Source organism: Cellulomonas sp. McL0606 (genome assembly GCF_058248365.1).
Window position 1 is genome coordinate 3,338,569 of record NZ_CM177779.1, and the last position, 13,362, is coordinate 3,351,930.

Consider the following 13,362-nt stretch of genomic DNA (forward strand, 5'->3'; position numbering starts at 1 on the left):
TCGCCCGGAACAACCATCGGTAGTTGACGCTTCAATCAAGTATGACCACTGACACCACCGTTCTCGAAGGCCTCGACTTCCCGACGCCCGCGCTGGCCGTTGCCGACGACGTCGCGGACCTCCTCTTCCGTGAGGCGCGCACCGTCGCCCAGTTCGTCCCGGGCGAGGTCACCGACGAGCAGCTCGCCTCGGTCTACGACCTGGTGAAGTGGGGCCCGACGGCGATGAACACGCTGCCGCTGCGCCTGCTCGTGGTGCGCACCCCCGAGGCTCGCGAACGCCTCGCGGCCCTGATGAGCGAGGGCAACCGCGAGCGCGTGCTGGCGGCCCCCGTCACGCTCGTCCTCGCCGCCGACCCCGGCTTCCACGAGCACATCCCGACGCTCGCGCCCCACGCGGCCGCGTTCAAGGACGTCCTCGAGGGCCAGCCCGAGACGCGCGAGCAGATGGCGCGCACGAACGCGCTGATCCAGGCGGGCTACGTGATCGTCGGCCTGCGCGCCGCCGGTCTGGGCGCCGGGCCGATGGCCGGCCTGGACTTCGCCGCCGTCGACGGCGAGTTCTTCGCCGAGAACGGCTGGAAGTCGCTGTTCGTCATCAACGTCGGCAACGTCGAGGGGACCGGCACGCCGCGCGCCCGCGCCGAGCGCCTGAGGCTACGCCCAGGTGTCCAAGAACGTCTGATGCTGATGAGGGCCGCGACCCGTGGGTCGCGGCCTTCGTCATGCCCCTGTGGCCACCGGGCGGGTCGGGTCGTTGGACCACTGCGACCACGAGCCCGGGTAGAGCGCCGCGTCGACGCCGATCGTCGCGAGCGCGGCGACCTCGTGCGCCGCGGTGACGCCGGAGCCGCAGTAGACCGCGACCGGGCCGCGCACACCGGCGAACCTCTCCCGCAGCGCCTCCGTGGTCAGGAACGTGCCGTCCGCCTCGAGCAGCCAGGCCGTGGGGAACGAGAGCGCACCCGGGATGTGGCCCGCCTGCGGGTCGACCGGCTCCACCTCGCCCCGGAACCGCTCGGCGGCACGGGCGTCGAGCAGCGAGCCCGAGTACGTCGCCGCTTCGTCGGCGTCGATCGTCGCCATCGAGCCGCCCGTCAGGACGACGTCGCTGGGGTCGGGCAGGACCTCGCCGGCGTCGAGAGGTCCGGTCCACGCCCCGAGGCCGCCATCGAGCAGGCGGACGTCGCGCAGACCCGCCCAGCGCAGCAACCACCACGCGCGCGCCGCGGACATCCCGCCGACGGCGTCGTAGGCGACCACCGGGCGGTCGGCGGTCACGCCCCAGCGGCGCGCGGACGACTCGAGGTCGACCGGCAGGGGGTGTCGGCCGCTCGCCGGGCTGGCGGGCGCGGCCAGCTCGGTCTCCAGGTCGACGTAGACCGCGCCCGGCAGGTGGCCGGCGAGGTAGCGGTCGTGCCCGTCGGTCTGGCCGAGCGCCCAGCGGACGTCGAGCAGCACGGGCGCCCTGGGGCCGGCCAGCTCGGCCGCGAGCGCCTCCGCGGTGACCAGCACGTTGTCCCGGTCGGTCATGCGGGCTCCTTCCGCAGGTCGAGCCGCATGGTCCACGCGTCGATGTTGCCCGGCTGGTAGTACGCCCGGCGCTTGCCCAGCCGCTCGAACCCGACGCTCTCGTACAGGTGGATGGCCGGCTCGTTGTCCACCCGGACCTCGAGCAGGACCACCGCTGCGCCGACCTCGCGGGCGCGCGCCAGCAGGTTGGCCAGCATCAGACGAGCGAGTCCACGGCCCTGGAACCGTTCCTCGGTCCCGATGGTCATCACCTGCGCGTCGTACCCGTCGAACCACAGGCCTGCGTAGCCGACGAGGTCGCCGTCCTGCTCGACTCCCACGTACCACCGGCCGGGTCCGACGGCTCGTCGGCCAGCCCCTCGGGCGACCACGCCGCGGCGCCGAAGAGCCCACCCTCGAGGCGTTCGAGCGTCGGCAGGTCCGTCGCGACGAGGGGCCTGATCAGGATGGTCATCCGAGCGCGCGCTTGCGTTCCGCGGGCGGGACGGCGTCCGGGCGGCGCAGGTACAGCGGCTCGGTGTCCAGGACCTCGTCGGACCGTTGCAGCGACAGGCGGGCGACTCGGCCGGGTCCGGGTCGAGCAGCTCGTCGAGCGACGGAACGATCGCCACGGCTCCGACGGGCGCGACGACCGGGCCGTCGACCGGCGGCGCGAAGACGTCCGCGTACAGCGTGCCGCCACGCCCGACGACCAGGGCACCGCCGAGCCGGACGTCCGCGGCGGCACCGACGGACGGCGGAACGAGCACCTGGATCCGGCCCGGTCCGACCAGACGGTACGACGACCAGTAGACCTCGCGGCGGCGCGCGTCGGTCGCGACGATCACGTCGGTTCCCGCGGGGAGCCGTCGCGACGCGGCCGCGGCGATCGCGTCGAGGCTGGGCACGCCGCGCGCCGGGATGCCGAGCGCGAGCGCGAGCGTCCGCGCGGTCACCAGCCCCACGCGCAGGCCCGTGAACGGTGCGGGACCGGTTCCGACGACCACCGACGTCAGCTCCCGGCGGTCGACGCCCGCGTCCGCGAGGACCGCGGCGATCATCGGGGTCAGCAGCTCGGCGTGGTGCCGCTGCTGCGGGTCGGAGCGCCCGGCGAGGAGCGCACCGTCGTCGTCGGTCAGGCTGACCGCGACGGCGGCGGACGTGTCGAGGGCGAGGACGGGCACGGTCTCAGCCTGCCACCGCATCGGGGCCGGGCAGGTCGACGTCCGCCCAGCGTGCGCCGACGGTGGTCAGCGTGACGATCCGCTCGCCGGTCGCGGCGTCGTCGAGATCGTCCATCGTCCCGCCCCGCGGCCGCTGCAGCGTGATCTCCAGACGGTCCTCGGTGAGCCCCTCGACCCAGCCCTCGCCCCACTCGACCACGGTGACGGCCTCGTCCAGGCTCGCGTCGAGGTCCAGCGCGTCGACCTCGTCTAGGGAGCCCAGCCGGTAGGCGTCCACGTGCACCAGCGCCGGTCCGGCCCCGAGCGCCGGGTGCACGCGGGCGATGACGAACGTGGGCGACGCCACCTGCCCGCGCACCTCCAGCCCGACACCGATCCCCTGCGTGAGCGTCGTCTTCCCTGCGCCCAGGTCGCCCGTGAGCACCACCAGGTCGCCGGCGCGCAGCACGCCCGCGAGCGCCCGTCCGAACGCCCGCGTCGCCTCCGCGTCGGGGAGTCGCACCTCGGTCACGCCCCCTCCTCGCTGTCCACGTAGACGCGGGGCACCCGTGCGCCCAGCCGCGTCACGATCTCGTACGAGATCGTGCCCGCCGCGAGCGCCCAGTCCTGCGCGGTCGGTCCGCCGTCGGCGCCCGTCCCGAACAGCTCGACCGTGTCGCCCGCCTCCTCGGTCGCGCCCGGACCGAGGTCGAGCACGACCTGGTCCATGCACACGCGCCCCGCGACGCCGACGGTCCGCCCGCCGACGCGCACGGGTCCACCCGGCCTGTCCTGGGTACCCGACGCGTGCCGCGGCACCCCGTCGGCGTACCCGAGCGGTACCAGCCCGAGCACGGTGTCGCGCTCGGTGACGTACAGGTGGGCGTACGAGACGCCGGAGCCCGCTTGTACGTGTTTCACGTTCGCCAGCTCGGCCTCGACCGTCATGGCGGGCACGAGACCGAACTGCTCCGGCCCGCCGAGCTGCGGCACCGGTGACAGCCCGTACACGGCGATGCCCGGGCGCACGAGGTCGTAGTGGGTGCCGGGGCTGGTCAACGTCGCGGCCGAGTTGGCCAGGTGGCGGACCTCCAGCCGGACGCCAGCACCCTCGACCACCGCCAGCGCCTCGGCGAACACCTTCGCCTGCAAGGTGACCGTGGGATGCGTCGGTTCGTCGGCGATCGCGAGGTGCGACCAGAGGCCGACGACGTCGATCACGCCCTCCGCCTCCAGGGCCTGCGCCGCCGGCAGCAGCAGGTCCAGGTCCGCCGGCGTCAGGCCGTTGCGGCTCAGGCCCGTGTCCACCTTGAGCTGCACCCGGGCGGTCTGCCCGACGGCACGGGCGGCGGCGGCCACCTCCTGCAGCGCCCACGCGGCAGAGACGGTCAGGTCGATGTCCGCCTCGATCGCGTCCCGCAGCGGCGCGCCGGGCGCGTACAGCCACGTGAGGATCCGCGGAGCGGCGACCCCGGCGCGGCGCAGCTCCAACGCCTCTGTCACCTGGGCGGCCCCCAGCCACGACGCCCCGCCGGCCAGTGCGGCGTGCGCGGACGGCACCAGACCATGCCCGTACGCGTCGGCCTTGACCACGGCCATCACCTGAGCCGTCGGCGCGTGCGCGGCGAGCGCGGACACGTTGCCGCGGATCGCCGCGAGATCGACGACGGCGCGCGCGGGGAACTGGCTCACGGCGCCCAGTCTCCCACCCGGTTCACAGACCCTCGACGACGACGTCCGCGCGGTGCGCCGTCGCGGCGACGAGCCGGGCGTTGACCTCGTCGGGACCGTGCGACCACGCCCTGGCCGCCTCCGGGGACTTGCCGAAGGCCTCGTGCCGGGCGACCAGCCGGGCGAGGCGGACCTCGTCGGGAAGCGCGACGAACCACGACTCGTCGAGCAGGCCCGCGACGGGCGCGAACCCGTGCCGGTCGAGCAGGAGGTAGTTCCCCTCGGTGACGACGAGGGGCACGTCGGCCGGCACGGCGATCGCGCCGGCGATCCCGTTCTTGAGGTCCCGGCGGTACTCGGGCGCGTACACCGGGCCGTCCTCGTCGCGGAGCCGGCGCAGGAGCGCCACGTAGCCGGCGGCGTCGAACGTGTCCGGCGCACCCTTGCGATCCGCACGGCCGATGCGCTCGAGCTCGCTCTGCGCCAGGTGGAAGCCGTCCATGGGCACGACGACGGCCCGGGCGCCGGCGACCTCGGCCACCTGGGCCGCGAGCGTCGACTTCCCCGCGCCCGGTGCGCCGACGATCCCCAGGATCCGCCGCTGGCCGGTGGCCAGCAGCGCGTCGAGGCGCGCCCGGGAGCTCGCCGTTCACGGACCCTCGACCAGGGCCGCGATCGTGCCCGGGAGGGCCTCCGCGACGTCGGTCGCCGAGATGGGACCCCCGGGGTTGGCCCGGTGCGCCGCCCGACCGTGGACCAGCGCCGCGGTCGCCGCGAGCGCAGCCACGATCGTCGGGTCGTCGTGGATCGCGTCGACCCGGGCCGCCAGCAGAGCCCCGAGCAGCCCGGCGAGCACGTCGCCCGCGCCCGCCGTGGCGAGCCAGGCCGGCGCGTCCGCCTGCGCGTAGGTGGCGCCCAGCGCGCCGACGACCAGCGTCACCGGACCCTTGAGCAGCACCGTCGCGCCGGTCAGCTCGTGGGTCCGCCGCGCCCAGCGCAGCGGCTCGGCCTCGATGCCCGCGCGATCGACGTCCTCGCCACGGGCACCCAGCAGGGCCGCCAGCTCCCCCGCGTGCGGTGTCAGCACGGCGTGCGGTCCCACCCGCTCGGGCAGCAGCTCGAGCGCACCGGCATCGATGACGGCGGGCTCGCCGCCGGTGACCACGTGCTCGAGCGCGTACTGGATCCGCCGCCGCTGGCTCGCGTCGTCGGTCGACACCCCGGGTCCGAACACCCAGGCCTGGACCCGGCCGTTGCCCACGACGACCTCCGGGTTGGCCGCGACGACCACGTCGCCGACGTCGCCGAGGTAGCGCACCATGCCGACCCCGGCCCGCAGCGCGGCGGTCGTCGCGAGGATCGCGGCCCCGGGATACGCACGGGACCCGGCGACCACGCCGACCACACCGCGGGTGTACTTGTGCGCATCCGCCGTCGGTACAGGCCAGAGCTGGGCCACGTCGCTGTCGTCCAGACGTGCCACCGCCGGCGGCTCGTCCAGCGTCAGCCCGATGTCCACCACCTCGACACGGCCTGCGCGCCGCGCGGCCGGCGGCAGCAGCAGACCCGGCTTCGCGGCACCGAACGTCACCGTCAGGTCCGCGTCGAGGCCCGGACCCGTTGCCGTCCCGTCGTCGACCCCGATGCCCGACGGGACGTCGACGGCGACCACGAACGCTCCGCCCGTGAGCCCGTGGGCGACCTCGGCCGCGCGTCCATGCAGCCCCGAACCGTCGCCACCGATGCCGACGAGCCCGTCGAGGACCAGGTCCGGATCCCCGGGACGGTCGACCACCCGACCACCGGCCCGCAGGAGCGCGTCCAGGCCGCCCTGGTGCACGCGATCGCTCGCGAGGACCGCGCGGACCTCGACCCCGCGCCGGGCCAGCAGCGCCCCGGCGTAGAGGGCGTCGCCGCCGTTGTTGCCCGACCCCGCCAGGACCAGCACCCGCGCACCGCCGATCCGCCCGCGAAGCTCGGCCAGAGCGGCGCACACGTGCACGTGCAGCGCGAACGCGGCCCGTTCCATCAGCGGCTCGCCGGCGGCCAGCAACGGCTCCTCGGCGGCTCGGACCTGCGACGACGTCCACGACTCCAGCACGTCTCCATCCTGTCTGCTCCGGGCACGTCGAGCGAGCCGCGGGTAACCTGCGGGGCATGCGCTTCGGACTCTTCATCCCCCAGGGCTGGCGGCAGGACCTCACGGGCATCGAGCCCCGCGACCACTGGCAGGTGATGAACGGCCTGGCGAAGCACGCCGACGACGGCGACGCCTTCGAGTCGATCTGGGTCTACGACCACTTCCACGGCACCCCGGAGCCCAACGGCGAGGCGGTGCACGAGGCGTGGAGCCTCATGAACGCGTTCGCCGCCTCCACCAGCCGCGTCCGGCTCGGCCAGATGTGCACGTGCATGGCGTACCGGAACCCGGCCTACCTGGCCAAGGTCGCCGCGACCGCCGACGTCATCTCGGGCGGTCGCGTCGAGATGGGGATCGGCGCCGGCTGGTACGAGCACGAGTGGCGCGCGTACGGCTACGGCTTCCCGCGGGCCGGCGAGCGGATCGGGATGCTCGACGAGGGCGTGCAGATCTTCAAGCAGCTGTGGACCAACGGCACAGCGACGCTCGACGGCCGCCACTACCAGGTGGACGGCGCCCAGCTGGCCCCGCTCCCCCTGCAGGTCGACGGTCCCCCGCTCTGGATCGCGGGCGGCGGTGAGCAGAAGACCCTGCGCATCGCGGCGGAGCACGCGCAGTACACGAACTTCGACGGCTCCCCGGAGGGCTTCACACACAAGTCCGACGTCCTGCGCGGTCATTGCGACGAGATCGGTCGGCCGTTCGATGAGATCACCCGGTCGGCCAACTACAACGTCGTCATCGGCGAGACGGAGGCCGACGTCGACGACCGCATCGCCTGGGCCGAGGAGCACCTGTCGAACACGGTCCCGTCCCGCGCCGCCGAGCAGGCCGAGTCGCTGCGCAACGGACCGCTGGTGGGCACGCCCGAGCAGATCGTCGAGAAGCTCGGGGCTCTGAAGGACCTCGGGCTCGGTTACGCGATCACGTACTTCCTCGAGGCCGCCTACGACCGCTCGGGCATCGAGCTCTTCGAGACCCAGGTGGTCCCGGCGCTGCGGTGAGCGTCAGTCCCGTTCCGCGACGACGACCGCCGAGGCGATGCCGGCGTCGTGCGAGATGGACAGGTGGAACCGGTCGACGCCGGCCAGTGCCGCGGCGGCTGCGACCGTGCCCGTCACCTCGACCACGGGCTGCGCGCCGGCGACGCGGCGCACGGTCGCGTCCTGCCAGCTCATCCCGGGCGGCGCGCCGAGTGCCTTGGCGATCGCCTCCTTGGCGGCGAAGCGGGCGGCGAGCGAGGTCTCCGGCATCTCGCGCTCCTCGGGCGTGAACAGCCGCTCGCGCAGGGCGGGGACGCGGTGCATGGTCGCGACGAACCGCGCCACGTCGACGACGTCGATGCCCACCCCGACGATCACGAGATCACCGCGGGGTGTAGGTCGCACATGGCCGCGAGTGTAGCCGGGCGGCCTCACGGGCCCGGCTCGGGCACAATCGTCCCGTGCCGCCCTCGCTCAACCTGGCCACGCCCTACGTCGACCTCGATCGCGACGCCTGGGCGCGGCTGTCCGCCTCGACCCCGCTCCCGCTGACGGATGCTGACGTCGAACGCCTCGCCGGCCTGGGCGACCCCATCGACCTGGCCGAGGTCGACGTCGTGTACCGACCGATCTCCCGCCTGCTCGACCTGCACATCGAGGCGACCCGCGGGCTGCACGCCGCGTCGAGCACGTTCTTGCGCGAGGACGTCGGCGGCACCCCGTTCGTCATCGGGGTCGCCGGGTCGGTGGCCGTCGGGAAGTCCACCACCGCCCGCCTGCTGCGCGAGCTGCTCGCCCGGTGGCCGGCGACGCCGCGCGTCCAGCTGGTGACCACCGACGGGTTCCTGTACTCGAACGCGGAGCCGCGAGGCGCGGCCTGATGGAGCGCAAGGGCTTCCCGGAGTCCTACGACCGCCGCGCCCTGCTCCGGTTCGTCTCCCAGGTGAAGGCGGGCCGGCCCGAGGTCAGCGTCCCGGTCTACGACCACCTGACCTACGACATCCTGCCCGGGCGCGAGATCGTGGTGAACCGGCCCGACGTGCTCATCGTCGAGGGCCTCAACGTCCTGCAGCCGGCCCGCCCGTCGGCCGAGGGCCCGTCGAGCCTGGCGGTCAGCGACTTCTTCGACTTCTCCATCTACGTCGACGCGCGCACGAGCGACGTCCGTCAGTGGTACGTCGAGCGGTTCCTGCGCCTGCGTGAGACCGCGTTCGCGCGGCCGGAGTCGTACTTCCACCGGTTCGCCGCGCTGAGCGACTCCGAGGCGGTCGAACGCGCGCAGACCATCTGGGACTCCATCAACGCCCCGAACCTGCTGCACAACATCCTGCCGACCCGCAGCCGCGCCACGCTCGTGCTCACCAAGGGTCCCGACCACGCCGTCCAGCGCGTCCGGCTGCGCAAGCTCGCTACGGCCGCGCAGTCTCGACCGGGAACTTCTCGTTGTCGGTCTCCTTCAGCGCGGCGAGCGCCTTGCTCACGGCTGGGCTCGGCCCGCCGCAACGGTCCGTCGGCCACGTGGGTCGCAGGGCGCGTCCGAGGGCGTCGACGAGCCAGAGCGCAGGAGTGTCGGCCTGGCCCGTGCTGCAGGTCCCACCACGCCGCGCGGACGGTTCCCGCAGGGCCGCGACGAGCGGCTCGAGGTCGCCCTCGCGGTGGCTCGCGGTGAGCGCCAGCCAGGTACCGGACGCGTCCTTCAGAGACCCGTCGAGGGTGCACACGACCACGCTCACCGGCACGAAGCCGTCGGGCACCTTGCCGGGCTCCGGCGACGCGCTGGCGGTCATCGCGGCGCGGCCCGTCGACGCCGGCACCAGGCCCAGGTCGTTCAGGACCGCCGGCGACATGCAGTCCGCCGCCGGAGCGACGACGGCGGTGGGGCGCAGGTCCGTCGGGGTCGAGCTGCAGCCGGCCGCGAAGAGCACGGCGGGGAGCACGACCAGTGCCGTCCACCTCGCCCGCACGTCCACCACGCTCGCTCCCCCTTTTTGCCCATGCCGCCGCGCACCCCCACCGGGTGGCATCAGGAATGGGAGTGCCAGCCTCGGCGTCGGCACACTTCGAGGGTAACGGCAGTCATGATGACGATGACGCCCCCGATACCAGATCGTTAGGCCGCGGGGCCCGATCGTGAGCGTCCCGTGACCGGATGCACAGGGGCCGTCGAGACCTCGGTCTCGAGGGCCGTGTCGTCGGCGGTCTCGTCGGCGGTCTCGACCCCGACCGGCCCGTGGCTCAGCCTGCGCAGGAGCCAGTCGATCCCGATGCCGAGCAGGACGCCTCCGAGCACGCCGACGCCGACCGCGACGATCATGTGGTCGCCGAGCCATGCGCCGGCGCCGATGCCGATCAGCGAGGCATAGACGGCCCAGGTGACGGCAGCCAGCGCCGTGAGGCCCACGAACCGGCGACGCGGGTACCCGACGGCCCCGGCCGTCATGTTGACGGCCACCCGGCCGATGGGGACGTAGCGCGCGGCGATGATGAACGCCGCTCCCCGCCTCGCGAGCGTGCTCTCCGCCCAGTCGATCGCGGCCTGTCCGCGCGCCGAGCTGAGGATCCTGAGCTGCCGCACCTTGACCTTGGTGCCGATCTGGTAGGCGATCTGGTCACCCGTGAACGCGCCGAGCGCCGCCACCAGCATGAGCAGCCAGATGTTCGGTTCGCCGTTCGAGACCGCGACCGCGGCGAGGGCGATCACCAGGGACTCGCTCGGGATCGGCGGGAAGAACCCGTCGACGGCGGCGAAGACGTAGAGGACGACGAAGATCCACGGGGATCCCGCCAGGGCCAGCGCCCACGCCTCCATCGCCTGCAGCCCTTCCCCGTGCGCCCGCCCGCCCACGATCGTGACCGGTTGTCCTCCTCAACGGTAGGCGGCCCCGAGTCGTGCCCGGTACCAGGAGACCTCGGGATCCGTCGGAGCCGCCGCACGTCATCCGCGTACCGTCACGCGACCCCCGCCGGCTCGCGCTCGGTGGCGGCCGGCTCGGCGAGGACGGTGGCGCCCGCGGTCTGCTCGTGAGGAGCGTGCTCGGTGCGGGTGAGCCTGCGCAGGACCCGGTCGATGAGGAAGCCCAGCGTCACGCCGCCGACCACGCCGACCAGGACCCCCAGCATCGTGTGGTCGCCGAACCACGCGCCCGCGCCGATGCCGATCAGTGCGGCGTACATCGCCCACGACGTCGAGGCGATCGCGGCCAGCCCGACGAACCGGCGGCGCGGATAGCCCACCGCCCCCGCCGTCATGTTCACGGCCACGCGGCCCACCGGGACGAACCGAGCGGAGATGATGAAGGTGGCACCTCGTCGGGCGAGGGCCTCCTGCGCCCACAGGATCGCCGCTCGCTCGCGCCGGTCGGAACATCCGGGCTCGTGCACCTTCACCCGGGTGCCGATCTGGTAGGCGATCTGGTCACCGGTGAACGCACCGAGCGCTGCCGCCAGCATCAGGAGCCACAGGTTCGGCGTGCCCTGGGAGATCGCGAGCGCCGCGAGCGCGATGACCACCGACTCGCTGGGGATCGGTGGGAAGAATCCGTCGATGGTGGCGAAGAGGTACACGACGAGGAAGATCCACGGCGACCCCGCGAGGGCCACGGCCCATGCTTCGACCATGACGCGCTCCCTCTGTCGGGGCGGCCCGACCGGCGTGCCCTCTGCGCTCCACGCTAGGCAGGGGTCGTCCGCGCCGACATGGGGGAGACCCCCGGATCGACCCTGGGGTATTCCCCCGGGACCCTGAGTCAGTCCAGGGGGAACCCGAGGGCGTGGCCGGCGCCCGCGGGGCTCGGCTCGGCCGCCCAGCGCGCGCCGAACCCGTCGGTCGTGGCCAGCGAGCGCAGCTCGGCACGGTCGAGGTAGAGCGTGCCGCGCAGGTGGTCGGTCTCGTGCTGGACGATCCGCGCGGACCAGCCGGTCACCACCTCGTCGAGCGCGGTGCCCTGCTCGTCGAGACCGGTCAGACGCACCTGGCGCGCGCGGGACACGACCGCGGTGTAGCCGACGACGCTCAGGCACCCCTCGTAGAACGAGGAGCGTTCCGGACCGACGGGCTCGTACGACGGGTTGACGAGCACGCGGTACGGGAGGGGTTCACGCTCGCGCGCCTGCGCGTGGTCCTCGGACACGGTGCCCGGGTCCTCCAGCACGGCGAGCGCGAGCGGGAGGCCCAGCTGTGGGGCTGCCAGACCGACGCCGGGGGCCGCGCGCATCGTCGCGTGCATGACGTCGAGCAGGGCCGCCAGCTCGTCGTCGGAAAGCTGCGCGTCGTACGGCGTCGCCACGGCCCGCAGCGCCGGATGGCCCGCCTGGACGATGGGTGCCAGTCCCTGGTCCGAGCGCGCGCCCGCCTCGATGATCCACAGCGCGGTGTCGCGCAGCGCCTGGTCCCACTGGGGTCCGGCGTACCGCGGTTCGTCGTCCCGACTCACAGCGCCAGCCGTTCCCGCACGACGTCGGCCAGCTCGTGGGCGATGCGGTCCGCGTCGCTCTGGGTGCCCGCCTCGACCATGACACGGACCAGGTTCTCGGTGCCCGACGAGCGCAGCAGCACCCGGCCCGTGTCACCCAGTCCCGCCTCGGCCCGTCGCACCGCGTCGAGCAGCGGGGCGTCGTCGTCGGCACGGTTCTTGTCGACTCCGGGCACATTGACCAGCGTCTGCGGCAGCCGCCGGACGATGCCCGCGAGCCTGGCGATGGTGTCCCCGGTCGCCGCGACCCGCGCGGCCAGCTGCAGAGCGGTCAGGACGCCGTCGCCCGTCGTCGCGTGCGCGGCCATGATGATGTGCCCGGACTGCTCTCCGCCGAGCGAGTACCCGCCGGCGCGCATCGCCTCGAGCACGTACCGGTCGCCGACCGCGGTGTGGATGGTCGCGATCCCGGCCTCGGTCATCGCGATCTTCAGACCCAGGTTGCTCATCACCGTGGTGACCAGGGTGTCGTCGACCAGGTCGCCGCGGTCCTTCATGGCGACGGCGAGGATGCCCATGATCTGGTCGCCGTCGACGAGCACGCCCGACGCGTCCACGGCCAGGCACCGGTCCGCGTCCCCGTCGAACGCGACGCCCAGGTCCGCGCCGGAGGCGACGACGGCCGCCTGCAGCTGCTCCGGGTGCGTCGAGCCGCACTGCTCGTTGATGTTGCGCCCGTCCGGCGAGGCATTGATGACGACGACGTCGGCGCCGGCGGCGCGCAAGGCCGCCGGCCCGACCTCGCTGGCCGCACCGTTGGCGCAGTCGACGGCGATCCGCAGGCCCGTCAGCGGGGCGTCGATGGTGCCGACGAGGTGTTCGACGTACTGCTCGCCCGCGCGCCCGGTGTCCACGCGGATCCGGCCGACGTCGCCGCCGACCGGGCGGTCCCAGTGCTCGCCCATGCGCGCCTCGATGGCGGCCTCGAGCTCGTCGTCGAGCTTGAGCCCGCCGCGGGCGAGGAACTTGATGCCGTTGTCGGGCATGGGGTTGTGGGAGGCCGACAGGACGACGCCGATGTCGACACCGAGCGCGGCCGTCAGGAACGCGACGGCCGGTGTGGGCAGCACGCCGACGTTGTTCACGTCGACCCCCGCCGAGGCCAGCCCCGCCGAGACCGCGGCGGCCAGGAACTCCCCCGACGCGCGCGAGTCGCGTCCGACGATCGCGCGAGGCCGGTGGCCCTCGAACTCTCCGAGCGACCCGAGCACGTGCGCAGCGGCGACCGACAGGTCGAGCGCCAGCTCCGCCGTGACGTCCTTGTTGGCGAGCCCACGCACGCCGTCTGTGCCGAACAGCTGCCCCATGGTCGTCAGACTCCTTCGTCGTGGCACGGCAGGGGTACGAACCCCGCGTCGATGGTCGCAGACATGCCGATGGCCCCGCCGGTCGTCAGACCGGCGGAGCCATCGAGCGGAAGCG

12 protein-coding genes and 2 pseudogenes are annotated in these 13,362 nt (G+C 73.7%); 3 read left to right on the forward strand and 11 right to left on the reverse strand.

Translation table 11 applies throughout. The features are described 5' to 3' along the window. Window positions 1-41: 41 nt before the first annotated feature. Window positions 42-593, forward strand: a pseudogene (locus AC38ZX_RS16845) (malonic semialdehyde reductase); the annotation flags it as partial. A gap of 129 nt (window positions 594-722) precedes the next feature. Here AC38ZX_RS16845 and AC38ZX_RS16850 read toward each other — a convergent pair. The 6 genes from AC38ZX_RS16850 to AC38ZX_RS16875 are packed head-to-tail and all read right to left on the reverse strand — an operon-like array spanning window position 723 to window position 6,446. Continuing rightward, window positions 723-1,532, reverse strand: a complete 810-nt coding sequence (locus AC38ZX_RS16850) for a sulfurtransferase (protein ID WP_491295277.1) — start codon at window positions 1,530-1,532, stop codon at window positions 723-725. After that, window positions 1,529-2,695 (reverse strand): tRNA (adenosine(37)-N6)-threonylcarbamoyltransferase complex dimerization subunit type 1 TsaB, encoded by a 1,167-nt coding sequence (gene tsaB, locus AC38ZX_RS16855; protein ID WP_491295278.1) that lies wholly within the window; start codon window positions 2,693-2,695, stop codon window positions 1,529-1,531. The genes AC38ZX_RS16850 and tsaB overlap by 4 nt, the downstream gene beginning before the upstream one ends. 4 nt (window positions 2,696-2,699) lie before the next feature. Further along, window positions 2,700-3,206 carry a tRNA (adenosine(37)-N6)-threonylcarbamoyltransferase complex ATPase subunit type 1 TsaE gene (tsaE, locus tag AC38ZX_RS16860; RefSeq protein ID WP_491295279.1) on the reverse strand — a complete coding sequence of 169 codons (507 nt, stop codon included), beginning with the start codon at window positions 3,204-3,206 and terminating at the stop codon, window positions 2,700-2,702. Next, window positions 3,203-4,366, reverse strand: a complete 1,164-nt coding sequence (gene alr, locus AC38ZX_RS16865) for an alanine racemase (RefSeq protein WP_426592998.1) — start codon at window positions 4,364-4,366, stop codon at window positions 3,203-3,205. The genes tsaE and alr overlap by 4 nt, the downstream gene beginning before the upstream one ends. Before the next feature lie 22 nt (window positions 4,367-4,388). Continuing rightward, window positions 4,389-4,964, reverse strand: coding sequence for a nucleoside/nucleotide kinase family protein (locus AC38ZX_RS16870; RefSeq protein ID WP_491297464.1), 576 nt, complete (start codon window positions 4,962-4,964; stop codon window positions 4,389-4,391). A 30-nt stretch (window positions 4,965-4,994) separates the two neighbouring features. Continuing rightward, window positions 4,995-6,446, reverse strand: coding sequence for a bifunctional ADP-dependent NAD(P)H-hydrate dehydratase/NAD(P)H-hydrate epimerase (locus AC38ZX_RS16875; protein ID WP_426593000.1), 1,452 nt, complete (start codon window positions 6,444-6,446; stop codon window positions 4,995-4,997). A 56-nt stretch (window positions 6,447-6,502) separates the two neighbouring features. Between AC38ZX_RS16875 and AC38ZX_RS16880 the strand changes: the two genes are divergently transcribed. Further along, window positions 6,503-7,489, forward strand: coding sequence for an LLM class F420-dependent oxidoreductase (locus AC38ZX_RS16880; RefSeq protein WP_491295280.1), 987 nt, complete (start codon window positions 6,503-6,505; stop codon window positions 7,487-7,489). Between the two features lie 3 nt (window positions 7,490-7,492). Here AC38ZX_RS16880 and AC38ZX_RS16885 read toward each other — a convergent pair whose 3' ends face one another. Beyond that, a complete protein-coding gene (locus tag AC38ZX_RS16885) occupies window positions 7,493-7,846 on the reverse strand; it encodes a holo-ACP synthase (RefSeq protein ID WP_426593002.1) in 354 nt (117 codons plus the stop codon). 83 nt (window positions 7,847-7,929) lie between these two features. On the opposite strand from AC38ZX_RS16885, the pseudogene coaA reads away from it, so the two are divergent. Beyond that, window positions 7,930-8,876: pseudogene (coaA, locus tag AC38ZX_RS16890) on the forward strand (type I pantothenate kinase); the annotation flags it as partial. A gap of 702 nt (window positions 8,877-9,578) precedes the next feature. On the opposite strand, the gene AC38ZX_RS16895 reads toward coaA, so the two are convergent. The 4 genes from AC38ZX_RS16895 to glmM form a co-directional block, all read right to left on the reverse strand. Continuing rightward, window positions 9,579-10,313 (reverse strand): DedA family protein, encoded by a 735-nt coding sequence (locus AC38ZX_RS16895; RefSeq protein ID WP_491295281.1) that lies wholly within the window; start codon window positions 10,311-10,313, stop codon window positions 9,579-9,581. Window positions 10,314-10,417: 104 nt separating this feature from the next. Further along, entirely contained in the window at window positions 10,418-11,086 is a 669-nt protein-coding gene (locus tag AC38ZX_RS16900; protein ID WP_491295282.1) for a DedA family protein, read from the reverse strand. Window positions 11,087-11,214: 128 nt separating this feature from the next. Continuing rightward, complete coding sequence (locus AC38ZX_RS16905; protein WP_491295283.1) at window positions 11,215-11,901, reverse strand: peptide deformylase; 687 nt, start codon at window positions 11,899-11,901, stop codon at window positions 11,215-11,217. Continuing rightward, window positions 11,898-13,247 (reverse strand): phosphoglucosamine mutase, encoded by a 1,350-nt coding sequence (gene glmM, locus AC38ZX_RS16910; RefSeq protein ID WP_426593008.1) that lies wholly within the window; start codon window positions 13,245-13,247, stop codon window positions 11,898-11,900. Before glmM ends, AC38ZX_RS16905 begins: the two co-directional genes overlap by 4 nt. Window positions 13,248-13,362: the final 115 nt, after the last annotated feature.